Genomic DNA, 23,686 nt, shown 5'->3' with positions numbered 1-23,686 from the left:
GCAGCCAATGGCTGAAACGGTACGCTGGGGAATACTCGGCACGGGCAAGATTTCGCGTGCCTTTGCCAATGCACTGAAGGACGTGCCGGGGGCCGTGCTGGCCGCCGTGGGCTCGCGCAGCCAGGACAAGGCCGCGGCTTTCGCCGCGGAATTCGGCGCGCTGGCCAGCTACGGCTCCTGCGAGCTGCTGGCCGAGGCCAAGGGCATCGACCTGATCTACATCGGCACGCCGCATCCGGAACATGCCGGCAACGCCTTGATGGCGCTGCGCGCCGGCAAGGGCGTGCTGTGCGAGAAGCCGTTTACGATGAACCTGCGCGAGGCCGAGCAGGTGGTGACCCTGGCGCGCTCGAAGCGCCTGTTCCTGATGGAGGCGATGTGGACGCGCTACCTGCCGGCCTACCTGGAAGTCAAGCGCATCCTGGCCTCGGGCGAGATCGGCGCCCCGCGCCAGATCGTCGCCGACTTCGGCTTCGCCGCCGCCTTCGGTCCCGAGCACCGCGTGTTCAACCCCGATCTCGGCGGCGGCGCGCTGCTCGACCTGGGCATCTATCCGCTGTCGGTCGCGGCGGGCCTCTTGGGCCCCGTGCTCGAGGTCCGTGCGCAAGCCCAGATGGGCCCGACCGGCGTCGACGTGCAGACCGGCTTCATGCTCAAGCATGAAGGCGGCGCCATGTCGGTGTGCAGCTGCTCCTTCCTGGCGCGCTCGCCGGCCGAACTGACCGTGTCGGGCGAGCGCGGCCAGGTGCGGATGAACACCATGTTCCACCGCGCGACCTCGGTCACCGTCAAGCTGCACGACGGCAGCGAGCGCACGATCGAGACCCCGTATCTCGGCAACGGCTACGTGCACGAGGCGATCGAAGCCCAGCGCTGCTGGCGGCAGGGGCTGCTGGAAAGCCCGTCGATGACGCAGGACGAGACGCTGGCGCTGATGGGCGTGATGGACGAGATCCGGCGCCAGATCGGCCTGCGCTACGCGGCCGACCGCGCCTGAGGGACGCGCCATGAAGCTCGGGAGCGTTACGCCGATCCTGCGCATCTTTGATGAGGCCAGGGCGCGCGAATTCTACGTCGACTACCTCGGCTTCACGGTCGACTGGGACCACCGCTTCGGCCCCGGCATGCCGCTCTACCTGCAGGTCTCGCGCGGCGGCTGCGTGCTGCACCTGAGCGAGCACCACGGCGATTGCTGCCCCGGCGCGGCGCTGCGCATCGAGGTCGACGACATCGATGGCCTGCATGCCGAGCTGGCCGCCAGACAATATGGCTATGCGCGGCCCGGGATCGAGGACACGCCGTGGGAGGCGCGCGAGCTGAGCGTGAAGGATCCGTTCGGGAACCGGCTGACGTTCACCGGCGGGTGATGGTGCCGGGCGGCCTGCGGCAGTGGTGAGGAAGCGCGCATATTGATGCGTAGCGGCTCTGCTACAGTAGGTCGACCTGTAGCGCCGGAGACGCCATGACGAATGAAACAAAAGTCGCTGTCCTGCTCGACTGCGACAACACCAACCCGGCAGTCGTCGCCCATGCCATGCGGATCGTCCCCAAGCTGGGAAGGGTCGTGATCAAGCGCGGTTACGGCAACCACGCCACCCTGGCCAATAAATGGCAAGAGACCCTCGTCCAGCAGGCGTTTACGCCTTGCCTTCAATACCAGTACGCTGCCGGCAAGAACACCTCGGATATCGCGCTCGCGCTCGACGCGCTGGAAGCCTTGTTCGATCATCGCGCCGACTGCTTCTGCGTCGTGACGAGCGACTCGGATTTTGTCTACCTGTGCCGCAAGTTGCGTGAGCGCGGCGCCACCGTGCACATCGTCGGCGAAGCGAAAACGCCGCTAGCGCTGCGCAACGCCAGTGACCAGTTTCACGAATGGACGCCAGAATCGCCGGCGTCCGAGCCGGTTCCAGGGGCGGCCATGGCGATCGAACCGACGCGCAAGGCCGGTGTGCCGCCGCCTGCACAGGGGAAGCGTCGTCCGAAAATGGTGGTCGAGGCCGTGGCGCTGCTGGCTGGCGATTCGTCTGAGGGCAAGGTCCATCTCGGCACGCTCGGGCAGTACCTGCGCCGCATCGACCCCGGTTTTTCTCCGGACGGTCATGGCTACTCCGGCTTGCTCGACATGCTGCGTGCCTACAACCGGCTTGCGCTGACCAAGGAAGACGGTGGTCATTACACCGTCAAGCTGGCGCCGGCGCAGTAAATCCAGCGCCCTTTCGTCACCGGACGGGGGCACTGCTACAGCCTCGCTACTTGTGTTGCGATTTCATGTCGGCGGCGTGGCGGCATCCAGCCGCCTGAACAGGTCACGATGCAGTTCCCGCGTGTGTTTCTCCATGTGCGTGCGCGCATGCCGGATTTCTTTCAACTCGCGCTGCGCCACCGCCTCCTTGCCATTGGCGAGCGCCCACAGCGCCAGTTCGACGCGCGCCTCGACGCTGCCGAAGCGGTCGACGACCGCCTCGAACTCGGCGCCTGCGTCTTCTGGCCGGCCGGCAGCGGCATAAGCCCGGCCCAGCGCCAAGCCGACTTCGTCGGCGCGAAAGTTCGGATGCTTCGACTGCAGCGGCGCCAGCAGCGCGATCGCCGCCGCCGGCTGCCCATGCGCCGCATTGGCGCGCGCCGCGCCCAGGATCACCTCGGGATCGCCCGCGAACGGTCCGTTCAGGCAGGCGTCGAAATGCCGCACCGCTTCCTCGGATTCGCCGGCGTCCAGCAGGGCGGCGGCCAGGCGCATCCGGTTGTGGGCGGTCGGGGTCAGGTCGAAGGCGTGCCGGGCTGCGCGCACGTCGCGGCCCGGGTCGAGGCTTTGCTGGAGCGCGCGACCGGCGATGCGCCCGCGGCGCTCGAGGCGCGAGGCCGGCAGGTATTCCACGACGAAGTAGGCAAGGCTGCCGAGCAGCGGGAAAGAGAAGAGGATCAGCAGCCAGTACAGCTGGCGGCGGTTGCGTACGGCATGGACCGCGAAGAAGAGGGCGATGAGGAAGTGCAGGCCGAGTCCAAGAAAGGGCATTGTCGGTTCCGTGTCGGGTGATGAACGAGTGACGCGACTTGCTGAGCGTGATATCGCGCTGCCGCCACGATAGCCGGAATCGACGGTGAAATTTCTAACCGATTGTCACGGCGCCCGCCTGTGAGATGGTTATCCAGCCTGGTTATCCACCACGGTTATCCACCGCAGCAGGTTCATCAGTCGGCCACCGGCGCATCCACGATGTGCCGCGCATCGAGCGCGCGGATGCGCGGCTCGACGTAGTAGCCGCCCGCCTCGACATAGGTGAGGCAGTAGCGCAGGCATACGGTGCATTGCTGGACCGCGCAGCGGTTGTAAGGAAAATGGTGGATGGCGATCGGCGCGTCCGGCGACCAGTAATTGGTCCCGTGCGGATGGTATTCGGCGAAGGTCGGATCACAGTACGGATCGCCGGCCAGCGTGCCGGCCGGGCGCATCTGCGCCTGTGGGAACGAGACCGGCGTGCGCGTCCACCCGGGGTAGCTGGCGACCTCGCACGTGCAGTCCTGCGTCACCCGCGCCATGGCCTGGGCCAGGGCAGTCAGTTCGTCGATGTTCAGCGCCTGTTCCTGCTTCATTGCGTGTCTTTCCTTATGTTGAACCGTCAGACCTTCAAGAACTCTTCCCGTCCGCCCAGCCAGCGCGCCAGGTGCGCATCGACCACCGCGATCTTCTCGGGCTTTTCGCCGTCGAGCAGGTATTGCGCCACGTCGCGCGCCCGGTCGACAAGCCAGCCATCGAGCTCCAGGTCGGCAAAGCGCAGCATCGCCTGGCCCGACTGGCGCGCGCCCAGGAACTCCCCCGGCCCGCGGATCTCCAGGTCGCGCCGCGCGATCTCGAAGCCGTCGGTGGTCTCGCGCATCGTCATCAGGCGCTGCTTGGCCACCTGGCCCAGCGGGCTCTGGTACAACAGCAGACAGACCGACGCCGCCGAACCCCGCCCCACGCGTCCGCGCAGCTGGTGCAGCTGCGACAGGCCGAAGCGCTCGGCATGCTCGATCACCATCAGGGACGCGTTCGGCACGTCGACCCCGACCTCGATCACGGTGGTCGCCACCAGCACGTGCACCTGGCCGGCCGTGAAGGCGTCCATCACTTCCTGCTTTTCGGCCGGTTTCATGCGGCCATGCACCAGCCCCACCTGCAGTTCGGGCAGCGACTCGGCCAGGGTTTCGTAGGTCTCGGTCGCGGTCTGCAGCTGCAAGGCTTCGGATTCCTCGATCAGCGGACAGACCCAGTACACCTGGCGGCCTTCGAGCGCCGCCGCGTAGACGCGCTCGATCACCTCGTCGCGCCGCATCTGGTCGATCGCGCGCGTGACGATCGGGCTGCGCCCCGGCGGCAGCTCGTCGATCACCGACACTTCGAGGTCGGCGTAATAGGTCATCGCCAGCGTGCGCGGGATCGGCGTGGCCGACATCATGAGCTGGTGCGGCACCAGGCCGTCGCTGCCCTTGTTGCGCAGGGTGAGGCGCTGGCCGACGCCGAAGCGGTGCTGCTCGTCGACGATCACCAGGCCCAGTTTCGCGAACTGCACCGTGTCCTGGATCAGCGCATGGGTGCCGATCACCAGATTCGCCTGGCCCGACTCGATCAATTCGTTGGAGGCGGCCTTTTCTTTTTTTTTGAGGCTGCCGGTGAGCCAGGCCACCTTGACCCCGAGCGGCTCCATCCAGGCCGCGATCTTGCGAAAATGCTGCTCGGCCAGGATCTCGGTCGGCGCCATCAGCGCCGCCTGGTAGCCGCTGTCGATCGCCTGCGCCGCGGCCAGCGCCGAGACCACGGTCTTGCCGCTGCCGACGTCGCCCTGCAGCAGGCGCTGCATCGGATAGCCTTCGCGCAGGTCGTTGCGGATCTCTTGCACCACGCGCTGCTGGGCGCCGGTGAGCTTGAACGGCAGCGCCGCCAGGAAGGCTTCCGACAGCCGGCCCACCGCTGCCAGGATCGGCGCGCCTTTGTCGCGCCGCGCGCGCTGCGCGCGCTTGAGCGACAGCTGCTGCGCCAGCAGCTCGTCGAACTTCATGCGCTCCCAGGCCGGGTGCGATTTTTCGCCCAGCGCATGCTCGTCGACGTCGGCCGGCGGATAGTGCAGCAGCTTCACGGCCGGCTCGAAGTCGATCAGCCCCATTTTCGTGCGGATGCCCGCGGGGACGGTATCGCTCCAGTCGATACGCTTCATCGCATCGGCGATCGCGCGCCGCAGCACCGTCTGCGACAGGCCTTCGCCGGCCGGATACACGGGCGTGAGCGAGGAGGGGAGCGGCGCGCCCTCGTTGACCACTTTATAGGCAGGGTGCACCATCTCGGCCCCGAAGAAGCCGTGTTTCAGTTCGCCGCGCGCGCGAATCCGCACGCCTTCGGCCATCTGCTTGACCTGGCTGCCGTAGAAGTTCATGAAGCGCAGCAGCAGGTCGCCCGATTCGTCGGCGATGGTCACCAGGAGCTGGCGCCGCGGTTTGAACGAGATTTCGTTCTTGGTCACCACGCCTTCGACCTGCGACACGTGGCCGCCGCGCAGGCAGGCCTCGCGGATCGACACGATCCGGGTCTCGTCCTCGTAGCGCATCGGCAGGTGCAATACCAGGTCCATGTCGCTGCGCAGTCCAAGGCGGGCGAGCTTGCTTTCGAGGGTCTTGGGTGGATTTGTGGTCTTGGAGGCGGGCATATCGCGGCAAAATGGCGCTCGCTGGCGTAAAATAGAAGGTTCGCCATCAGCGCTGGAGCCTGTATTGTAAAGCTGGCAGCGCTTATTTTCCCAGAATTGAGAATAATGTACTCGCTTTCCGATTTCGACTTCGAGCTGCCCCCCGAGCGCATCGCGCAATTGCCGCTGCCTGACCGCAGCGCCTCGCGCCTGCTCCAGCTCGACGGTGACCAGATCACCGACCGCCACTTCGCCGACATCGTCGGCCAGCTCCAGCCGGGCGACCTGCTGGTGATGAACAATACCCGCGTGCTCAAGGCGCGCTTCTTCGGCGTCAAGGAAACCGGCGGCCAGGTCGAGGTGCTGGTCGAGCGCGTGCTCGACAGCCGCTCCGTGCTGGCCCAGGTGCGCGCCTCCAAATCGCCCAAGCCGGGCAACCGCATCCGCCTGGCCGACGCCTTCGACGTCACGGTCGGCGAACGCGCGGGCGAATTCTTCACCTTGCAATTCGAAGGCGATGTGTTCGAACTGATCGACGCCCACGGCCGCCTGCCGCTGCCGCCCTATATCGAGCACACCGCCGACGAATTCGACGAGCAGCGCTACCAGACCGTGTACTCGAAGGAGCCGGGCGCGGTCGCCGCGCCGACGGCCGGCCTGCACTTCGACCAGCCCCTGCTCGACAAGTTGGCGCAAAAAGGCGTCAAGTTCGCCTATGTCACCCTGCACGTCGGCGCAGGCACTTTCCAGCCGGTGCGGGTCGAGGATTTGAGCGAGCACAAGATGCACACCGAGTGGTACACCATTTCGCAAGAGACGGTGGATGCGGTGCGCGCCGCGAAAGCGGCGGGCCGCGACGTGGTCGCCGTCGGCACCACCAGCTTGCGCGCGCTGGAATCGGCCTCGCAAAGCGGCGAGCTGGTCGCCGGCAGCGCCGATACCGCGCTGTTCATCACGCCCGGCTATCGCTTCAAGACTGTTTCGCGCCTGATCACCAACTTCCACCTGCCCAAGTCGACCCTGTTGATGCTGGTGTCGGCCTTTGCCGGTTTCGATCCGATCCGCAAGGCCTATGCCCATGCGATCGCCAACGAATACCGCTTCTTCAGCTATGGCGACGCCATGCTGCTGACGACGCAGTCACGCTGAACCCTACGTTAAAGAACACGATGCTCGAATTTACCCTGCTCAAGAAAGACACCAGCGGCCTGTCGCACGCCCGTCGCGGCCGCCTGAAGCTGAACCACGGCACCATCGAAACGCCGATTTTCATGCCGGTCGGCACCTACGGGTCGGTCAAGGCGATGTCGCCGGTCGAACTCAAGGAAGTCGGCTCGCAGATTATCCTCGGCAACACTTTCCACCTGTGGCTGCGTCCCGGCGTGGACGTGATGAACAAGTTCGGCGGCCTGCATCAGTTCATGGGCTGGGACAAGCCGATCCTGACCGACTCGGGCGGCTTCCAGGTGTTTTCGCTGGGCGCCATGCGCAAGATCACGGAAGAGGGCGTCAAATTCGCCTCGCCGATCGACGGCTCGCGCCTGTTCCTGTCGCCCGAGATCTCGATGCAGATCCAGCGCGCGCTGAACTCCGACATCGTGATGCAGTTCGACGAATGCACGCCTTACGAAATCGACGGCCGTCCGGCGACGAGCGAAGAAGCGGCCAAGTCGATGCGCATGTCGCTGCGCTGGGCCCAGCGCTCGATGAACGAGTTCAACGGTGGCGGCAACCCGAACGCGCTGTTCGGCATCGTCCAGGGCGGCATGTACGAGCACCTGCGCGACGAGTCGCTGGCCGGCCTGGAAGACATCAACTTCCCGGGCCTGGCGATCGGCGGCCTGTCGGTGGGCGAACCGAAGGAAGACATGAAGCGCATCCTGGCCCACGTCGGCCCGCGCCTGCCCGAGCACAAGCCGCACTACCTGATGGGCGTCGGCACGCCGGAAGACCTGGTCGACGGCGTGGCGAACGGCGTCGACATGTTCGACTGCGTGATGCCGACCCGCAACGCGCGCAATGGCTGGCTGTTCACCCGTTTCGGCGACGTCAAGATCAAGAATGCGCGCTACAAGGATGACAAGGCGCCGCTGGACGAGAGCTGCGACTGCTATTGCTGCAAGAATTTCTCGCGCGCCTATCTGCATCACCTGCACCGCTCGAATGAAATCCTGGGCGCCCGCCTGAATACCATCCACAACCTGCATTATTACCTCAAGCTGATGCAGGAAATGCGCGACGCCATCGATGCCGACCGTTTCAATGAGTTCCGCATCGCCTTCAATGCGGGCCGCGCACGCGGCGTGTAAGCGCTCGCTCAGTCGCCGAGCCCGGCGCTGTCGTATTGACGGTAGCGCCGGATTTTAATTCCAGCAGGCTCTTGTAATACCTAAAAGCAAGATCACCTATTCCCGGATTTGGTTTTCGGTGACTGGCCGATGCTAGAATACACCGCTTATTTTTTTAACTTCACCATCGGAGTTCCTTGTGTTTATTTCCAACGCTTACGCGCAAACCGCCGCCGCAGACCCGGGCATCATGGGCAGCCTGACGACCTTCCTGCCGCTGATCCTGATGTTCGTGGTCATGTACTTCCTGATGATCCGTCCTCAGCAGAAACGCCAGCGCGAGCTGAAAGCGATGATGGAAGCACTGGCCAAGGGCGACGAAGTCGTGACCGCCGGCGGCATCGTGGGTCGCGTCTCGAAAGTGACCGACGCCTACGTGACCCTGGAAATCGCGGCCGGCACCGAAATCACCGTGCAGAAGAACGCGGTGACCACCCTGCTGCCGAAGGGCACCCTGAAAGCCCTGTAAGAGCAAGCCCGTGCGGCCCGCGGGCCGCACTGCCCAACCTGAACGCCGGAACACTATGAATCGCTATCCCGTCTGGAAATACCTAATGATCGTCATCGCGCTGCTGCTCGGCGCGTTGTACACGGCGCCCAACTACTTCGGCGAAACGCCGGCGTTGCAGGTGACATCGGGCCGTTCGACCCTGAACATCACCAGCGCCTCCACTACCCTGGTCGAGGATGCGCTCAAGCGTGCCGGCATTGCCCATACCGGGATCTCCCTTGAAGGCAGCGGTCACACGACGTCCGTACGTGCGCGCTTTGCCGGTACCGAAGAACAATTCAAGGCCAAGCTGGCCCTGGAACGCGAATTGAACCGCGACCCGGCCAATCCCGATTACATCGTCACCGTCAACCTGGTCACCAATACCCCGGCCTGGATGGAAAAGATCGGCGCGGGGCCAATGAGCCTTGGCCTGGACTTGCGCGGCGGCGTGCACTTCCTGCTGCAGGTCGATACCCGGGCAGTGGTCGACAACAAGGTCAAGGCGCTGCAGGCCAGCGTGCGCAGCAACCTGCGCGACGAAAACGTGCGCCACGCCGGCATCGAGCGCGTGGGCGACACCATCGAAGTGCGCTTCCGCGACGCCGCGACCCGCTCCACCGCACGCAATGTGCTGACCACCCGTTCGAACGAGCTGAACTTTGCCGACGCCGCCGACGGCGCCGACCAGAAGCTGGTCGTCAGCCTCAAGCCCGACGCGATCAAGCGCAGCGTCGAAGAGGGCGTCAAGCAGAACATCGTGACCCTATCCAAGCGCATCAATGAGCTGGGCACCACCGAGCCGATCATCCAGCAGCAGGGCGCCGACCGCATCGTGGTCCAGCTGCCTGGCGTGCAGGACGTGGCGCGCGCCAAGGACATCATCGGCCGCACCGCGACCCTCGAGCTGCGCATGGTCGACCAGACCGTGACCCCGGGCACCGAACTGTCGGCGGCGATCCCGCTCAATTCCGAACTGTTCACCGAAGGCCGCGGCGCCCCGGTCGTGCTGTCGCGCGACATCATCCTGACCGGCGAGTACATCTCGAGCGCCACCGCCAGCTTCGACCAGAACCAGCAGCCGGCCGTCTCGATCGACCTGAACGGCGACGGCGGCCGCCGCATCCGCCAGGCGACCCGCGACAACGTCGGCAAGCGCATGGCCATCCTGCTGAAAGAGAAGGGCGTGTACAACGTCCTGTCTGCCCCGACCATCCAGAGCGAGCTGGGTTCGACCTTCCAGATCACCAATATGGGGACCTCGCAGGACGCCAACGAACTGGCGCTGCTGCTGCGCTCGGGCGCGCTGTCGGCGCCGATGGAATTCGTCGAGGAACGCGTGATCGGCCCGCAGCTGGGCGCCGAGAACATCGAGCGCGGCCTGCAATCGACGATCTGGGGCTTCGTGGCGATCGCGGTCTTCATGGTCCTCTACTACCACCTGTTCGGCGTGTTCTCGGCGCTGGCGCTGGCGGCCAACGTGCTGTTCCTGCTGGCCCTGCTGTCTCTCCTGGGCATCACCCTGACCCTGCCGGGCATCGCCGCGATCGCGCTGGCGCTGGGCGTGGCGATCGACTCCAACGTGCTCGTCAACGAGCGCATCCGCGAAGAGTTGCGCGCCGGGGCGCCGCCGCAGGCGGCGATCGCGGCCGGTTCCAAGCACGCCTGGGACACCATCGTCGACTCCAACGTGACCACCCTGATCGTTGGCCTCGCGCTGCTGATCTTCGGTTCCGGCCCGGTGCGCGGCTTCGCCGTGGTGCACTGCCTGGGCATCCTGACCTCGATGTTCTCGGCCGTCGTCGTGGCCCGCGGCTTCGCCAACCTGTGGTACGGCCGCCAGAAGAAACTGACCAAGATTTCGATCGGCACGGTCTGGCAGCCGGGCATGTCGCCCACCAAGAAGTAAGGACTCGAGACTGACATGGAATTTTTCAAGATCAAACGGGACATCCCGTTCATGCGCCACGCCCTGATCCTCAATGCGATCTCGGTGATCACCTTCGTGCTGGCGGTGTTTTTCCTGTTCAGCAAAGGGCTGAATTTCTCGGTGGAATTCACCGGCGGCACCGTGATGGAGCTGCGCTATCCGCATGCGGCCAACCAGGAAAAGATCCGCGACACGCTGCGCGGCATGGGCTATTCGCACCCCGAGGTGGCCAGCTTCGGCACCGCCCAGGACATCATGCTGCGCCTGCCGATCCTGGAAGGCGCGGAAGCGGCCGGCACCTCGGCGCGCGTCTTCAACGCCATCTGCGCCGCCGAAGGCGGTGCGCCAAAGCAGCGCCAGGTCACGACCGACAAGGGTGAGGTGGTCAATCACACCAGCTGCGCCAGCGCTTCCGGTGAAGAGCTGATCAGCCTGCAGCGGGTGGAGTTCGTCGGCCCGTCGGTCGGCGACGAGCTGGCCCAGAACGGCCTGAACGCGCTGATCATGGTCATCGTCGGCATCATGATCTACCTGGCGATCCGCTTCGAATGGAAGTTCGCCGTCGCCGCCGTGGTCGCCAACCTGCACGACGTGGTCATCATCCTCGGCTTCTTCGCCTTCTTCCAGTGGGAATTTTCGCTGACGGTGCTGGCGGCAACGCTGGCGGTGCTGGGCTACTCGGTCAACGAGTCGGTCGTCATCTTCGACCGGATCCGCGAGATGTTCCGCCGGCAGCGCCGGATGTCGACGGCGGAAGTCATCGACCACGCGATCACCAGCACCATCTCGCGCACCATCATCACCCACGGATCGACCCTGATGATGGTGATGTCGATGCTGTTCTTCGGCGGCTATGCGCTGCACTACTTCGCGATCGCGCTGGCCATCGGCATCCTGTTCGGCGTGTACTCGTCGGTGTTCGTGGCGGCGGCGGTGGCCATGTGGCTGGGCGTCAAGCGCGAAGACCTGATCAAGCCGGTCAAGGAAAAAGACGAGACCGACGGCGCGGTGGTCTGAGCCGCCGTCCCCCGCATGAACATGCCGCCCCGGCCCTGTCGCGGCGGCATGTTGTTTGATGCGACTCCGTTATACGGCGAATTTGACAGTGTTGTGTGTGGCAGCGCACGGATTTGCCTTTCTGGCGCGCCTATAGTGAACCTGTCTCTTTCAGGACATCCCTAGTTTTGGACTTCACCCGCTTCGGTAACGAAGCGGGTTTTTTTTGGCCGGCATTTCTTGCCTTGGATTGAGAATATTAAAAAGACATGTTCAGTGTGAAATGACGCACCGAGGGCCGGGCGCCGCTCGCATAAGATGGACTCGTCTCTTTCAGGACATTCCTAGTTTTGGACTTTACCCGCACCGGCAACGGCGCGGGTTTTTTTTGTCCTAGAGCTGCCAGGGATGCTTGATATCGCCGTCGAGCGCCGCATCCAGATAGGTCGCGGCGCTGATCAAGGCCAGGTGGGTAAACGCTTGCGGGAAGTTGCCGAGCAGCTCAGCCTGGTTGGTAAACTCTTCGGCATACAAGTGGACGTGGTTGCCGTAGGCGAGCAGCTTTTCCATATTGTTGCGGGCCTGGTCGATGCGGCCGGCGCGCGCCAGGCATTCGACGTACCAGAAGGAGCAGGCCGCGAACGCGCCTTCCTGGCCCTCGAGGCCGTCGTCGCGGTCGTAGCGCAGCACCAGCGCATCGTCGCCGAGCTGTTCGCCGATCGCGTCCAGGGTGGCCAGCCACTGCGGATCTGTCGAGCCGACGAAGCGCACCAGCGGCATCATCAGCAGCGCGCCGTCCAGGTCGCGCGAACCCTTGCTGCGCACGAAGTGGCCCAGCTCCTCGTTCCAGAACGTGTCCCAGATATAGCGCGAGATCTCGTTGCGCGTCGCGATCCAGCGCTCGAACGGCGCCCTGAGCGAGCGCTTGCCGGCCAGCCGCACCGCGCGGTCGACCGCCACCCAGCACATGAGTTGGGAATGCAAATGCTCGCGTGGCGGCTCGCGTCCTTCCCAGATGCCGGCATCCGGACGCTGCCAGTTTTCGCAGACAAAATTGACGACCTGACACACGCCGACCCAGTCGGCATGGGAAATCGCCTCGCCATATTTATTGCTGAGGTAGATCGAATCGAGCAGGGCGCCGAAGATATCGAGCTGCAACTGGGTGGCGGCGGCATTGCCGATGCGAACCGGTTTGGAGCCGGCGTAGCCCGCCAGGTGGTCGAGGTCGATTTCCTCCTTCACCGGGCTGCCGTCCAGCGCATACATGATGCGCAGGTGGCTGTCGGTCGAATCGTGCTTCGGCCGTTCGGCCGACCAGCGCGTGAACGCCTTGGCCTCGTCGACGTAGCCGAGCCGCATCAGCGCGTACACGGTGAACGAGGCGTCGCGGATCCAGGTGGCGCGGTAGTCCCAGTTGCGCGAACCGCCCAGCACCTCGGGCAGGCCGAAGGTCGCGGCTGCGACCATCGAGCCGTGGCGGCACGAGGTCATCAGCTTGAGCACCAGCGCCGAGCGGTTGACCGCTTCGCGCCAGCGGCCCTTGTAGGTCGAGCGTCGGGTCCAGTCCTGCCAGCGCCGCACGACTTCGGCGAGCAGGGCGTCGCGTGCGCTGGCATCGAGCGCCGAGTCGCCGTCCTCGTCGAGCACGAAATCCATCACGTCGCCGGCGCGCAAGACGATCGATGCGCCGGCGCCGCCGTCGGTTGCCGTGAAGTTGACCGGCGCCGACAAGCGCAGGCGCAGGCCGCCGGTGGCATCAGGGGTGGCGAATACCACATGGTCCTGCCCCACCGTGACGTCGGGTCGCTGGCGGGCGTAGTCGAAGCGCGGCTGGCAATTGATCCGGATGCGGGCTTCGCCGCTGCCGACCCGCACCCGGCGCACCAGGCGCGCCGCGCCATGGCCGAGTTCCTCGGGACCGGCCATGAAATCGATGAGTTCGACGTTGGACGTCTCGCCCAGCCACTGGGTCAGCAGCACATTGGTGTCGGGCACATAGGTCTGCACCACGCGCATGTCCGGGTCCTCGGGCGCGATGGTGAAGTGTCCGCCCTGCTCGGGGTCGAGCAGGGCGGCGAAGATGCTGGGACTGTCGAAGTCGGGCCAGCACAGGAAGTCGACCGTGCCGTCGAGCGCCACCAGCGCGATCGTGGCCATGTTGCCGATGGCGCCATGGTCGCCGATCGGGCGCGGCGGGCGGGTTGCCTTGAGTTCAGCCATTGTCTTCGAATCCTGGATAGAGCGACATGCCGCCGTCGACGTAGACCGTGGCGCCGGTCATGTAGTCGGCCAGGTCGGACGCCATGAACAGCGCCAGGCTGGCCACGTCGTCGGCCTCGCCGATGCGTCCATACGGAATCAGCTCGAGCAGCTTCTTGCCCGCCTCGCCTTCGGTGGCGTCCTCGTTGATCGGGGTGCGGATGGCGCCGGGCGCGATGCCGTTGACGCGGATGCGTTCCCGCGCCACTTCCTGGGCCAGCGAGCGCATGAACATGCCGATGCCGCCCTTGGACGCGGCATAGTTGACGTGGCCGGCCCAGGGAATCGTTTCATGGACCGAACTCATGCACAGGATGACGCCATTGGCGCGCATGCGGCCACGGTTGCCCTGGCGCCGAAAGCGCCGCACCGCCGCGCGGGCGCACAGGAACTGGCCGGTCAGGTTAACGTCGAGCACGGTCTTCCACTCTTCCAGCGACATGTCGGCGATCCGCGCATCCTTCTGCATGCCCGCGTTGGCGACCAGGATATCGAGGCCGCCGAAGGCCTGGTCGGTCTCGTCGAACAGGCGTGCGACGTCGTCCTCGCTGGACACATCGCACTGCACCGCCAGCGCCTGGCCGCCGGCTTGCTGGATTTGGCGCACGACTTCGTCGGCCTTGTCCTGGCTGCTGTTGTAGTTGACCACCACCTTGGCGCCGGCTGCGGCGAAGGCGATGCAGATGGCGCGGCCGATGCCGGAGTCGCCGCCGGTCACGAGCGCCACCTGGTCGTTCAGGCTGATTTTCATGAAATGTCCTCCAGAGCGTGATTGCGCCGGACGCGCTCTGCAGTCGCGTCCTGGCTGGACGACCTTAGCAGAAAGTAGGGATCGGACATGCACGCCTGGGTGGCGTGTGGTGCACGGCAAATGAAACGCGGAGCCTGGCCGATAGTGTGCGTGAGCGTACGGAGTGCGCCACGCCACCGGCATAAGATGAGGCTGTCTCTTTCAGGACATCCCTAGTTTTGGACTTGGCCCGCTCCTTACCGAGCGGGCGTTTTTTTTGACGCTGTCCTCGTTAGCTGTGGATGAGCATTGAACTGCTGAGCTGACCCGCGGTCCAATCCCGGTCGTCATCGATCGGGAGCGTACGATGAAAGCGCCGCAGTTTACGAAGCTGTTCGCCCAGCTGCTAAAGCTGAACCAGCCGCAGCGCCAGAAGGTGCTCGCCGCCCTGCATCCGGCAGCCGGGCTGGACCGGGTGACCGGCCTTATCGGCGAGATCCGGTCAAAGGGCCGGCGCTGCCCGGGCTGTGCCTGCGAACGTTGCCACCGGCATGGCCAGGCCAATGGTCTGCAACGCTATCGCTGCTGCGCGTGCGGCCGCACTTTCAACGACCTGACCGGCACGCCGCTGGCACGGCTCAGGCTCAAGGGCAAGTGGCTCGACTATCTGGAAACGGTGCTTGATTCCCGCTCGGTCCGCTCTGCGGCCAGGCGTGTCGGCGTGCACCGCAATACCGCCTTTCGCTGGCGTCATCGCTTTCTCGAGCGGGCCAAGGACGACCGCCCGGCGCGTCTTTCAGGCATCGTCGAGGCCGACGAGATGTTCCTGCTCGAATCGCAAAAAGGATCACGCAAGCTCGATCGCCAGCCGCGCAAGCGCGGCGGCAGGGCTGCCCTGCGCGGGATCTCGCATCATCTCGACTGCATCCTGGTGGCACGCGACCGCAGCGGCCAGACCATCGACGCCGTGACCGGACGCGGCGCCTTGAAGGCAGCGCAGCTGGTCAGGCACCTGCTGCCGAAACTCGATCCCCAGGCGCTGCTGGTAACGGACGCCAACGCCGCCTATGCCGCCTTCGCCCGTACCCACGGCATCGCGCATCAAGCGGTCAATCTCAGTGCCGGCGAACGGGTGCGCAAGGGCGTCGAGGGCGCCATCCATGTGCAGAATATCAACGCCTACCACCGGCGCTTCAAGGAATGGCTGGCGCGCTTCCATGGCGTAGCTTCATGCCGACTGCCCAACTACCTGGGCTGGCATTGGGCGCTCGATGGCGGGCGGGTACCATCTGTCGAGCAATTGCTGCGCATCGCATTCGGGGTCATCAACACCTAACGAGCACAGCGCCTTTTTTTTGGGGAACGGACGTCGCTTACAGCAGCGCCGACGTCAGGCTCTTGACTTCCTCGCTTGACTCTTCCAGCACGCCCTTGAGCGTGCCCGCGCCGAACACGAAGTCGATGGTCGCGGCCGCGGTATGGGTGGTGGCGCCGGGCGGCGCGAACAGCGGAGAAGGCAGGGGCGCCAGGTCGTTGGCCAGCAGCAGGGTGTCGCCCAGGGTTTCCGGCGGCAGCGCGCGCATGCCGTCCCACAGCGCCTCGATCGCGCTCATGACCGGCGCCGGGACGCCCAGCTTGTGCAGCACGCCGCGGCCGACGGCCGCTTCGCCATGGTCGAGCCAGGCGTCGAGGTTGTCGTCCAGCAGGCCAGGGAGGGCTTCGGCGCGCGACAGCAGGTAGAAGCCGCCGACCTCGTGCACGATGCCGGCGAACAGCGCGGTGTCGGGATCGACGAAGGACACGCGGCGCGCGATCACCTGGGCCAGCGCAGCCACGTGGGCCGAATGGGCCCATAGCTGGTCGGCCTTGTGACGCAGGCCCGGATCGCGGATCTCGCTGGCCAGCTGGCGCACGATGACCGAGGCCGCCAGGGCGCCCAGGGTGCGAAAGCCCACGCGCTGGACCGCCGCGCGCACGTTGGTGACGTCGTTGCCGCTGCGGTTATAGGCCACCGAGTTGGCGATCGCGACCGTGCGCGCCGCCAGTAGCGGCTCGGCCTGCACCAGGCGGGCGGCGGCTTCGATATGGCAGTCGGGTTCGCCCAGCGCCCGCTGCAGGGTCAGCGAGGCGTTGACGCTGGTGGGGAAGGCAAGTTCGCCGCGGCTGGCTTCGGCGGCAATGCTGTCGAGTGCGGAGACTGGGTCCATGAAAAAATTATACCCTCAACGCAACACCTTGCATGCAAAAATATTGCCCCACAGTATTGATTTCGGTGGGGCCGTGGCATCCAGGCGTCGTTACTCTTCGCTGAAGATGGCGTCGCAGCCTTCCTTCTGTTCTTCGAGGTTTTCCAGCTCGTCGACCAGGCCGAGGTCGAGCAGTTCCTCGACCGCGTTCATGTAACTATTGAGTTTGGTTGCACCGATGAGGCGATAGATCTCGCCCGTCTCGTTGCGCACGCCGATCAGCATCGGTTCCTGGCGCACTTCGTCCAGCGGGGCGACGTCGAGCAGGATGTTGCCGATGATGTGCTTGTCGAAATGGGCCGGCTTCTTGCCGTCGATGAGAGAAGTTTTCAAGGCGTTTCCTTCAGTTGGGAGGGGAATGGCGTCGGGTTGCCGCCCAGGTCGATGCAGCTGCCGTCGCCGTGGATGCGGGTGCGCAGCAGGTCGAGCGCCTGCTCGAGCGCGGCGAAATCGGCATCGCTGTAAGCGGTGAATAATTCTTTTCCACGTGCAATCACTTTTGGGAACACATTGCAGAACACCTGGTCGCCGGCCGGCGTCAGACGCACGAAGAACGATCGCTTGTCGTCGTTGCTGCGCTCGCGCAGCACCAGGCCTTTTTGTTCCAGCCGCTCGATGACGCCGGTCAGGGTGCCTTTGGTGATCAGGGTCCGTTCGCCCAGTTCCTTGTAGCTCATGCCGGTGGTATTGCCCAGGGTGGCGATGATATCGAACTGCGCATGCGTCAACCCGTGCTGGCGTACGGCATCGCCCGAGACGCGCTCGAAGCCCTGCATGCACTCGGCCAGCAGCCGGACGCTTTTTAGATATCGTTCCCCCATGGGCCGGGATTATAGCCGCCCACCGCGCCTTCCGTTGCCCGCTACGCAATATCTCCATGGTGCAACACGCCCGGAACGGCGCTATTGTTCTCCGGTATGATAGACGACCATGTCCAACCACGTCCGCCGCGAATTTGCCTTCCCCGCCATGGCATCGACCGTCCGTTGCGATGCAGCCTGACCTGTCCGTGCTGGCGCAGGAACGGCCGTTGCGCGTCCTGCTGGTCAATGCCGGCGAGCCCGATGCGCTGACCTGGTCCGGGCTGTACCAGCCGCTGCGCCTGGCGGCCAAGGTGCTGGGGCCGGACCGGCTGCACGTCGACGTGCGCGGCCCGGACAAGTTCATGAGCGACGCCGGGCGCCACTGGCACCTGGTGCTGCTGGTGGCCGACGAGGCCGAGGCCGCCCTGCGGCCGGCCAATCTGCGCGCGCTGGTCGAGCGCTGCCGCGCCGCGCCGTATTGGGGCGGGGTGGGGGCCGGGGTACTGTGGCTGGCCGATGCCGGCGTGCTGCACGGCGCCCGCGCCGCGCTGCCCTGGGCGCTGTATCCGGACGTCAATGCCCAGGCCGAGCAAGCCCTGCTCAGTCCCCACCTGTACGAGTTCGACGGCCACCGCCTCACCTGCTGCGGCGGCGCGGCCAGCATCGACTTCGCCCTGATGCTGGTCGAGCTGCTGTTCGGCGCCACGGTCCAGGCCCAGGTCAAGGAAACCCTGTGCATCGACCGGGTGCGCGGCCCGGACGAGCGCCAGCGGGTGGCGCTGCAGGCCCGCTTCGGCGTCCTGCAGCCGAAGCTGTCCGAGGCGGTGGCGCTGATGGAGGCGAACATCGAAGAGCCGCTCTCGACCGACGAGATCGCCCAGCTGGCCGGCGTCTCGCGGCGCCAGCTGGAGCGCCTGTTCAAGCAATACCTGGGCAGCCTGCCGTCGCGCTACTACCTGGAGCTGCGCCTGCGCCGCGCACGCCAACTGCTGCTCGACACCAATCACTCGATCGTGCAGGTGGGGCTGATGTGCGGCTTTTCGTCCGGATCGCATTTCTCGACCGCATTCGGTTCGCTGTTCGGCAATACGCCACGGGAAGAACGGCAGAGAAAGCTTGCTCAATAGTCAAGCAGCGTCAAAAATGAAAATGCCTGTCGCACTTCTAAAAGAAGTTGTCAGGAAGCGTTTCTATAATGGCCCGATCATGCGGTGATTCCATCCCGCGCCACCCACACTGATTGGATGAGGAAAAGAAGCCATGAACGCAAAGCTTGATTCGGGTATCGCCACGCGGCCTGTCACTCGGCAGACCTTCGACGAGGTCCTGGTTCCCACCTATGCTCCGGCCGAGATGGTGCCGGTGCGCGCGTCGGGCCTCGACCTGTGGGACCAGGAAGGCAAGCATTACCTCGACTTCACCTCGGGCATCGCCGTCACCGCCCTGGGCCACGCCAATCCGGAAGTGATCGAAGCGCTGACCAGGCAACTGAACACCCTGTGGCACGTCGGCAACGGCTACACCAACGAGCCGGTGCTGCGCCTGGCCTCGGCCCTGATCGACGCCACCTTCGCCGAACGCGCCTTCTTCTGCAACTCGGGCGCCGAAGCCAACGAAGCGGCCCTCAAGCTGGCGCGCAAATACGCGCACGGCAAGTTCGGCCCGCACAAGTCGCGTATCGTCTCCTGCCTGTCGTCGTTCCACGGCCGCACCCTGTTTACCGTCTCGGTCGGCGGCCAGCCGAAGTACACCGAAGGCTTCGAGCCGCTGCCGCAAGACCTCTCCCACATCCCGTACAACGACATCGAGGCGGCGCGCGCCGCCATCCTCGATGACGTCGCCGCCGTGATCGTCGAGCCGATCCAGGGCGAGGGCGGCGTCATCCCGGGCAACCCGGACTACCTGAAAGCGCTGCGCGAGTTCTGCGACAAGACCGGCGCGCTGCTGGTGTTCGACGAAGTGCAGTCGGGCATGGGCCGCACCGGTTCGCTGTTCGCCTATGAACAGATGGGCGTGGTGCCGGACGTGCTGACCTCGGCCAAGGCGCTGGGCAACGGCTATCCGATCGGCGCCATGCTGACCACCACCGAGATCGCCCAGTACCTGGCGGTCGGCACCCACGGCACCACCTACGGCGGCAATCCGCTGGCGTCGACCGTGGGCCTCAAGGTTCTCGAGCTGATCAACCAGCCGGCCTTCCTGGGCCGCGTCAAGGAAGCCAGCGCCAGGGTCATGGCCAATCTGCAGCAGCTGGCGGCGGATTATCCGAACGTGTTCGGCCAGCCGCGCGGCATGGGCCTGCTCATCGGCCTGCCGATGGCCGAAGGCTTCAAGGGCCGCTCGAAGGACTACACCAAGCTGTGCGAAAAGCTGGGACTGATGCTGCTGATCGCAGGTCCCGACGTCGTGCGCCTGGCGCCGGCGCTGGTGGTGTCGGACGAGCAGATCCTCGAGGCCGACCGCATCATGCGCGCGGCGGTGGCGGAATTCACCGGCGCCTGATCGCCAGGCTCCGGTCGCGGCCGGCCCGCCTGCGAGGGCGGGCCGGCCGCGGGCATCGTCTCCACATATTGTCTCCACCTACGTTTCGCCAGGGAGTACCCATGTATGTTGTCCGTGCGGTAGATCGCGCCGATATCGGCGCGCTGGAAGCGATGGCTGCCCTCTCGATGCCGGGCGTGCACACGCTGCCGCGCACGCGCGAGGGCGTCAACGCGGCGGTCGAGCGCTCGATCGCCTCGTTCGCGGCCCAGGTCGATATCCCGAGCGAAGAATCGTATCTGTTCGTGCTGGAAGACCTGCGCTCGCGCGAAGTGGTCGGCACCGCCATCATCCACGCCTCGGCCGGCTCGAACGGCACCTATTTCGCCTTCCGCAACGACGTGATCCAGCAGGTCTCGCGCGACCTGAACATCAGCCACAGCGTGCATGCGCTGACCCTGTGCTCCGAGCTGACCGCCTATTCGCAGCTGTCCGGATTCTTCCTGCGCCACCGCGACAGCGCCGGCGTCGAGGCCGCGCTGCTGTCGCGCGCGCGCCTGCTGTACGCCATGCTGGCGCCGCACCGCTTCGGCGACCGCTTCTTCGTGCCGCTGGCCGGGCGCCTGGACAGCGACGGCGAGTCGCCGTTCTGGAATGCGCTGGGCCGCAAGTTCTTCAAGATGGATTTCCTCGAGGCCGAGCGCCTGATCGAGGGCGCCCGCAACCGCACCCTGATCGTCGAGCTGATGCCGCACTACCCGGTCTACGTGCCGCTGCTGCCGGGCGACGCCCAGGCCGCGCTGGGCCAGATCCATCCCGGCGGCCAGATGGCCTTCGACCTGCTGGCGCAAGAAGGCTTCGAAGCCGACGAATACATCGACATCTTCGACGGCGGCCCGATCCTGCAGGCGCACAGGAACGCGCTGCGCTCGTTCTGCGCCTCGCACCGGCTGCGCGTGGGCGCGGGGCCCGAATCCGGCCCGCCCTTCGCAGCGGACGTGGAACCGGTCGACTACGCCGTGGCCACCATCGACAATGGTTTTCGCGCCGTGACCGTGCGCACGGCGCCGATCGAACATGCGCACACCATCGCGTTGCCGCGCGACGTCCAGCAGGCGCTGGGCGTGGCGCCGGGCGACGAAGTGGTGTGCGTGCGCATCCAGGGAGAACCCGCATGCTCGTGATCCGTTCCGCCAAGTCCTCCGACCTCGACGCCCTGATCGAGATGGCGCGCCAGGCCGGCAGCGGCATGACGACGCTCAAGCCCGATCCCGCGATGCTGGGCCAGCGCCTGGCCACGTCCGAGGCGTCGTTCGCCGAAACCGTCCCGCCCGAGCAGCGCGACTACATGTTCGTGCTCGAGCACACCGGGCCTGCCGGCGAGGCCCGCAGCATCGCCGGCGTGTGCGCGATCAAGGGCGCGGTCGGCCTGACCGAGCCGTTCTACAACTACCGCATCGGCACCCTGGTGCACTGCAGCCGCGAGCTGAACGTGTTCACCCGGATGGAGACGCTGTACCTGTCGAACGACCTCACCGGCTCGACCGAACTGTGTTCGCTGTTCCTGCTGCCGCAGTACCGCGCCGGCTTCAACGGCAAGTGGCTGTCCAAGAGCCGCTTCCTGTTCATCGCCCAGTTCCAGCACCTGTTCACCGAAAAGATCATCGCCGAGATGCGCGGCTACCAGGACGAAACGGGCAATTCGCCGTTCTACGAAGGCCTGGGCCGCCACTTCTTCAAGATGGACTTCAACCACGTCGACGACCTGACCGCGATCGGCAAGAAGTCCTTCATCGCCGAGCTGATGCCGCGCCAGCCGCTGTACGTCGACTACCTGCCGCAGTCGGCGATCGACGTGATCGGCAAGGTGCACACCTCGACCCAGCCGGCGCGGCGCCTGCTGGAGCAGGAGGGCATGCACTACGAGGGCTACGTCGACATCTTCGACGCAGGTCCGGTGCTGCAGGGCCGCGTGTCCGAACTGCGCGCGGTGCGCGACAGCGTGCTGGCGGTGGCGGCCGAAGGGCTGCCGGTCGAGGATCACGCCGGGGCCGAACCTGCGCCGGACACCGAGCACATGCTGGTGTCGAACACCCGCCTCGGCGACTTCCGGATGATCCTGACCCGCGCCGTGCCGGGCGCCGCCAGCGTCGTGCTCAAGCCCGAGGAGCTGGCCCAGCTGGGCTGCCGCGCGGGCGACAAGGTGCGTACCCTGACACTCAATACCAGGAAGACTTCCCATGGCTAATCTCTCGAACTACATCAACGGCGAGTGGCTCGCCGGCAGCGGTCGCGAACTGGCCACCGTCGATCCCTCGACCGGCCGCCAGACCTGGACCAGCAACGAATCGACGCAAGAAGACGTGGCGCGCGCGGCCCAGGCGGCGCGCGACAGCTTCGAGGCCTGGGCGCTGCGCCCATTGGAAGAACGCATCGCCATCGCCACGCGTTTTCGCGACCTGCTGAAGGAAAACGCCGAGGAACTGGCGGCGACCATCGCCGAGGAGGTTGGCAAGCCGCTGTGGGAAGCGCGCACGGAAGTGGCGACCATGGCCAACAAGATCGACATCTCGGTGCAGGCGTACGGCGCCCGCACGGGAGAGAGCGCCAGCAAGGTCGCCGACGGCAGCGCCGTGCTGCGCCACCGTCCGCACGGCGTGTTCGCCGTCTATGGTCCCTATAACTTCCCCGGCCACCTGCCGAACGGCCACATCGTGCCGGCCCTGATTGCCGGGAACACGGTGGTGTTCAAGCCGAGCGAGTACGCGCCGCGCACCGCGGTGAAGACCGTCGAATTATGGGAGAAAGCCGGCCTGCCGAAGGGCGTGCTCAATCTGGTCAACGGCGGCCGCGAGACCGGTATCGCGCTGGGACGGGAGCCGCTGGTCGATGGCGTGCTGTTCACCGGCAGCAGCCAGACCGGCGCGGCCTTGCATCAACAGTTCGGCGGCCAGCCGGGCAAGATGCTGGCGCTGGAAATGGGCGGCAACAATCCGCTGGTCGTGTGGGATCTCAATGACAACCCGCTCGATATCGACGCCGCCGTCCACCACACCGTGATGTCGGCCTTCATCTCGGCCGGCCAGCGCTGCACCTGCGCGCGCCGCCTGGTGATCCAGGACAACGAGGCGGGGCAGGCCTTCCTGAAGCGTCTGGTCGAGGTCGCGGCGAACCTGCAGGTCGGCCCGTCGAACGCCGAGCCCCAACCGTTCATGGGGCCGGTGGTCTCGAGCGCCGTCGCGGCGCGCCTGGTGCAGGCGCAGGCCGACATGGCGACGAAAGGCGGCACGATCCTGCTGCAGATGCGCCAGCTCGACACCAGGGCCGGTTTCGTCACCGCCGGCATCGTCGACACCACCGATGCCATCGGCATCCCGGATGAAGAATGGTTCGGCCCGCTGCTGCAGGTGATCCGCGTGAACGACTTCGACCACGCCCTGCGCGTGGCCAACGCCACCGAATTCGGCCTGGCTGCCGCGTTGCTGTCGCCGTCGGAAGACTTGTGGAAGCGGTTTGCCGTGCGCGCCAGGGCCGGCATCGTCAACTGGAACCGCCCGACCACGGGCGCGGCCAGCTCGGCGCCGTTCGGCGGCGTCGGCAAGTCGGGCAACCACCGTCCGAGCGCCTATTACGCGGCCGACTACTGCGCCTATCCGGTGGCCTCGATCGAGACGGCCGAACTCGAGATGCCGGCCAGGCTGTCGCCTGGCCTGGTCTTCCCGGCGCAAGGAGCTTGAAGC

The 23,686-nt window shown here is 65.8% G+C and carries 22 protein-coding genes; 14 read left to right on the top strand and 8 right to left on the bottom strand.

Going from position 1 to position 23,686, the window contains the following annotated elements; genetic code table 11:
* Positions 1 to 7 precede the first annotated feature (7 nt).
* From ABIB38_RS17680 to ABIB38_RS17670, 3 genes are all read left to right on the top strand, one after another.
* Positions 8 to 997: a Gfo/Idh/MocA family protein gene (locus ABIB38_RS17680; protein WP_429205821.1), complete on the top strand. Its 990-nt coding sequence runs from the start codon at positions 8 to 10 to the stop codon at positions 995 to 997.
* A gap of 10 nt (positions 998 to 1,007) precedes the next feature.
* Positions 1,008 to 1,367: a glyoxalase superfamily protein gene (locus tag ABIB38_RS17675; RefSeq protein WP_429205819.1), complete on the top strand. Its 360-nt coding sequence runs from the start codon at positions 1,008 to 1,010 to the stop codon at positions 1,365 to 1,367.
* A gap of 95 nt (positions 1,368 to 1,462) precedes the next feature.
* The gene (locus tag ABIB38_RS17670; RefSeq protein ID WP_429205817.1) at positions 1,463 to 2,206 is read left to right on the top strand and encodes an NYN domain-containing protein; all 744 of its coding nucleotides are present in this window, start codon (positions 1,463 to 1,465) and stop codon (positions 2,204 to 2,206) included.
* Between the two features lie 63 nt (positions 2,207 to 2,269).
* Here ABIB38_RS17670 and ABIB38_RS17665 read toward each other — a convergent pair whose 3' ends face one another.
* The 3 genes from ABIB38_RS17665 to recG form a co-directional block, all read right to left on the bottom strand.
* On the bottom strand, positions 2,270 to 3,016 hold the full coding sequence (locus tag ABIB38_RS17665; RefSeq protein WP_429205816.1) for a hypothetical protein: 747 nt from the start codon (positions 3,014 to 3,016) through the stop codon (positions 2,270 to 2,272).
* Between the two features lie 176 nt (positions 3,017 to 3,192).
* Positions 3,193 to 3,594 carry a hypothetical protein gene (locus tag ABIB38_RS17660; RefSeq protein WP_429205815.1) on the bottom strand — a complete coding sequence of 134 codons (402 nt, stop codon included), beginning with the start codon at positions 3,592 to 3,594 and terminating at the stop codon, positions 3,193 to 3,195.
* Positions 3,595 to 3,620: 26 nt separating this feature from the next.
* Complete coding sequence (recG, locus tag ABIB38_RS17655) at positions 3,621 to 5,681, bottom strand: ATP-dependent DNA helicase RecG (protein ID WP_429205813.1); 2,061 nt, start codon at positions 5,679 to 5,681, stop codon at positions 3,621 to 3,623.
* A gap of 105 nt (positions 5,682 to 5,786) precedes the next feature.
* On the opposite strand from recG, the gene queA reads away from it, so the two are divergent.
* The 5 genes from queA (at position 5,787) to secF (ending at position 11,445) form a co-directional block, all read left to right on the top strand.
* The gene (queA, locus tag ABIB38_RS17650) at positions 5,787 to 6,809 is read left to right on the top strand and encodes a tRNA preQ1(34) S-adenosylmethionine ribosyltransferase-isomerase QueA (RefSeq protein WP_429205812.1); all 1,023 of its coding nucleotides are present in this window, start codon (positions 5,787 to 5,789) and stop codon (positions 6,807 to 6,809) included.
* A 20-nt stretch (positions 6,810 to 6,829) separates the two neighbouring features.
* A complete protein-coding gene (gene tgt / locus ABIB38_RS17645; RefSeq protein WP_429205810.1) occupies positions 6,830 to 7,969 on the top strand; it encodes a tRNA guanosine(34) transglycosylase Tgt in 1,140 nt (379 codons plus the stop codon).
* 178 nt (positions 7,970 to 8,147) lie between these two features.
* The gene (gene yajC / locus ABIB38_RS17640; protein WP_429205809.1) at positions 8,148 to 8,477 is read left to right on the top strand and encodes a preprotein translocase subunit YajC; all 330 of its coding nucleotides are present in this window, start codon (positions 8,148 to 8,150) and stop codon (positions 8,475 to 8,477) included.
* Between the two features lie 55 nt (positions 8,478 to 8,532).
* On the top strand, positions 8,533 to 10,407 hold the full coding sequence (gene secD / locus ABIB38_RS17635; protein WP_429205808.1) for a protein translocase subunit SecD: 1,875 nt from the start codon (positions 8,533 to 8,535) through the stop codon (positions 10,405 to 10,407).
* A gap of 15 nt (positions 10,408 to 10,422) precedes the next feature.
* On the top strand, positions 10,423 to 11,445 hold the full coding sequence (gene secF, locus ABIB38_RS17630; protein WP_429205807.1) for a protein translocase subunit SecF: 1,023 nt from the start codon (positions 10,423 to 10,425) through the stop codon (positions 11,443 to 11,445).
* Positions 11,446 to 11,817: 372 nt separating this feature from the next.
* Here secF and ABIB38_RS17625 read toward each other — a convergent pair whose 3' ends face one another.
* Both ABIB38_RS17625 and fabG read right to left on the bottom strand, forming a co-directional pair.
* Positions 11,818 to 13,647, bottom strand: coding sequence for a glycoside hydrolase family 15 protein (locus ABIB38_RS17625; protein WP_429205806.1), 1,830 nt, complete (start codon positions 13,645 to 13,647; stop codon positions 11,818 to 11,820).
* Positions 13,640 to 14,437, bottom strand: coding sequence for a 3-oxoacyl-ACP reductase FabG (gene fabG / locus ABIB38_RS17620; RefSeq protein ID WP_429205805.1), 798 nt, complete (start codon positions 14,435 to 14,437; stop codon positions 13,640 to 13,642). Before fabG ends, ABIB38_RS17625 begins: the two co-directional genes overlap by 8 nt.
* 346 nt (positions 14,438 to 14,783) lie before the next feature.
* On the opposite strand from fabG, the gene ABIB38_RS17615 reads away from it, so the two are divergent.
* On the top strand, positions 14,784 to 15,752 hold the full coding sequence (locus ABIB38_RS17615) for an IS1595 family transposase (RefSeq protein ID WP_429205803.1): 969 nt from the start codon (positions 14,784 to 14,786) through the stop codon (positions 15,750 to 15,752).
* A gap of 37 nt (positions 15,753 to 15,789) precedes the next feature.
* Here ABIB38_RS17615 and ABIB38_RS17610 read toward each other — a convergent pair whose 3' ends face one another.
* From ABIB38_RS17610 to ABIB38_RS17600, 3 genes are all read right to left on the bottom strand, one after another.
* The gene (locus tag ABIB38_RS17610) at positions 15,790 to 16,623 is read right to left on the bottom strand and encodes an HDOD domain-containing protein (RefSeq protein WP_429205801.1); all 834 of its coding nucleotides are present in this window, start codon (positions 16,621 to 16,623) and stop codon (positions 15,790 to 15,792) included.
* Positions 16,624 to 16,713: 90 nt separating this feature from the next.
* Positions 16,714 to 16,995, bottom strand: a complete 282-nt coding sequence (locus tag ABIB38_RS17605; RefSeq protein ID WP_429205799.1) for a hypothetical protein — start codon at positions 16,993 to 16,995, stop codon at positions 16,714 to 16,716.
* Entirely contained in the window at positions 16,992 to 17,483 is a 492-nt protein-coding gene (locus ABIB38_RS17600) for a MarR family winged helix-turn-helix transcriptional regulator (RefSeq protein WP_429205797.1), read from the bottom strand. Before ABIB38_RS17600 ends, ABIB38_RS17605 begins: the two co-directional genes overlap by 4 nt.
* A gap of 170 nt (positions 17,484 to 17,653) precedes the next feature.
* Here ABIB38_RS17600 and ABIB38_RS17595 point away from each other — a divergent pair, with 170 nt between their 5' ends.
* From ABIB38_RS17595 to astD, 5 genes are all read left to right on the top strand, one after another.
* Positions 17,654 to 18,592, top strand: coding sequence for a GlxA family transcriptional regulator (locus tag ABIB38_RS17595; RefSeq protein ID WP_429205795.1), 939 nt, complete (start codon positions 17,654 to 17,656; stop codon positions 18,590 to 18,592).
* Positions 18,593 to 18,725: 133 nt separating this feature from the next.
* Positions 18,726 to 19,967 carry an acetylornithine/succinyldiaminopimelate transaminase gene (locus ABIB38_RS17590; RefSeq protein ID WP_429205793.1) on the top strand — a complete coding sequence of 414 codons (1,242 nt, stop codon included), beginning with the start codon at positions 18,726 to 18,728 and terminating at the stop codon, positions 19,965 to 19,967.
* A 101-nt stretch (positions 19,968 to 20,068) separates the two neighbouring features.
* Positions 20,069 to 21,130 carry an arginine N-succinyltransferase gene (locus ABIB38_RS17585; RefSeq protein ID WP_429205791.1) on the top strand — a complete coding sequence of 354 codons (1,062 nt, stop codon included), beginning with the start codon at positions 20,069 to 20,071 and terminating at the stop codon, positions 21,128 to 21,130.
* Positions 21,121 to 22,194, top strand: coding sequence for an arginine N-succinyltransferase (astA, locus tag ABIB38_RS17580; RefSeq protein WP_429205789.1), 1,074 nt, complete (start codon positions 21,121 to 21,123; stop codon positions 22,192 to 22,194). Before ABIB38_RS17585 ends, astA begins: the two co-directional genes overlap by 10 nt.
* Complete coding sequence (gene astD / locus ABIB38_RS17575) at positions 22,187 to 23,683, top strand: succinylglutamate-semialdehyde dehydrogenase (RefSeq protein WP_429205788.1); 1,497 nt, start codon at positions 22,187 to 22,189, stop codon at positions 23,681 to 23,683. Before astA ends, astD begins: the two co-directional genes overlap by 8 nt.
* The last annotated feature ends 3 nt before the right edge of the window (positions 23,684 to 23,686 follow it).

The sequence above is a fragment of the Massilia sp. UYP11 genome, assembly GCF_050434805.1.
Taxonomy (GTDB): domain Bacteria; phylum Pseudomonadota; class Gammaproteobacteria; order Burkholderiales; family Burkholderiaceae_D; genus Telluria.
The sequence above is the reverse complement of the archived record's forward strand: the minus strand, read 5'-3'. Positions and strand labels throughout refer to the sequence as shown.

Coding starts and splice junctions, on each gene's coding strand:
- astA (WP_429205789.1), top strand. CDS start 21,121: ATGCTCGTGATCCGTTCCGCCAAGTCCTCCGACCTCGACGCCCTGATC.
- ABIB38_RS17610 (WP_429205801.1), bottom strand. CDS start 16,623: ATGGACCCAGTCTCCGCACTCGACAGCATTGCCGCCGAAGCCAGCCGC.
- ABIB38_RS17660 (WP_429205815.1), bottom strand. CDS start 3,594: ATGAAGCAGGAACAGGCGCTGAACATCGACGAACTGACTGCCCTGGCC.
- ABIB38_RS17625 (WP_429205806.1), bottom strand. CDS start 13,647: ATGGCTGAACTCAAGGCAACCCGCCCGCCGCGCCCGATCGGCGACCAT.
- astD (WP_429205788.1), top strand. CDS start 22,187: ATGGCTAATCTCTCGAACTACATCAACGGCGAGTGGCTCGCCGGCAGC.
- ABIB38_RS17680 (WP_429205821.1), top strand. CDS start 8: ATGGCTGAAACGGTACGCTGGGGAATACTCGGCACGGGCAAGATTTCG.
- ABIB38_RS17665 (WP_429205816.1), bottom strand. CDS start 3,016: ATGCCCTTTCTTGGACTCGGCCTGCACTTCCTCATCGCCCTCTTCTTC.
- ABIB38_RS17675 (WP_429205819.1), top strand. CDS start 1,008: ATGAAGCTCGGGAGCGTTACGCCGATCCTGCGCATCTTTGATGAGGCC.
- recG (WP_429205813.1), bottom strand. CDS start 5,681: ATGCCCGCCTCCAAGACCACAAATCCACCCAAGACCCTCGAAAGCAAG.
- ABIB38_RS17670 (WP_429205817.1), top strand. CDS start 1,463: ATGACGAATGAAACAAAAGTCGCTGTCCTGCTCGACTGCGACAACACC.
- secD (WP_429205808.1), top strand. CDS start 8,533: ATGAATCGCTATCCCGTCTGGAAATACCTAATGATCGTCATCGCGCTG.
- queA (WP_429205812.1), top strand. CDS start 5,787: ATGTACTCGCTTTCCGATTTCGACTTCGAGCTGCCCCCCGAGCGCATC.
- secF (WP_429205807.1), top strand. CDS start 10,423: ATGGAATTTTTCAAGATCAAACGGGACATCCCGTTCATGCGCCACGCC.
- ABIB38_RS17585 (WP_429205791.1), top strand. CDS start 20,069: ATGTATGTTGTCCGTGCGGTAGATCGCGCCGATATCGGCGCGCTGGAA.
- ABIB38_RS17590 (WP_429205793.1), top strand. CDS start 18,726: ATGAACGCAAAGCTTGATTCGGGTATCGCCACGCGGCCTGTCACTCGG.
- ABIB38_RS17615 (WP_429205803.1), top strand. CDS start 14,784: ATGAAAGCGCCGCAGTTTACGAAGCTGTTCGCCCAGCTGCTAAAGCTG.
- fabG (WP_429205805.1), bottom strand. CDS start 14,437: ATGAAAATCAGCCTGAACGACCAGGTGGCGCTCGTGACCGGCGGCGAC.
- ABIB38_RS17595 (WP_429205795.1), top strand. CDS start 17,654: ATGCAGCCTGACCTGTCCGTGCTGGCGCAGGAACGGCCGTTGCGCGTC.
- ABIB38_RS17600 (WP_429205797.1), bottom strand. CDS start 17,483: ATGGGGGAACGATATCTAAAAAGCGTCCGGCTGCTGGCCGAGTGCATG.
- tgt (WP_429205810.1), top strand. CDS start 6,830: ATGCTCGAATTTACCCTGCTCAAGAAAGACACCAGCGGCCTGTCGCAC.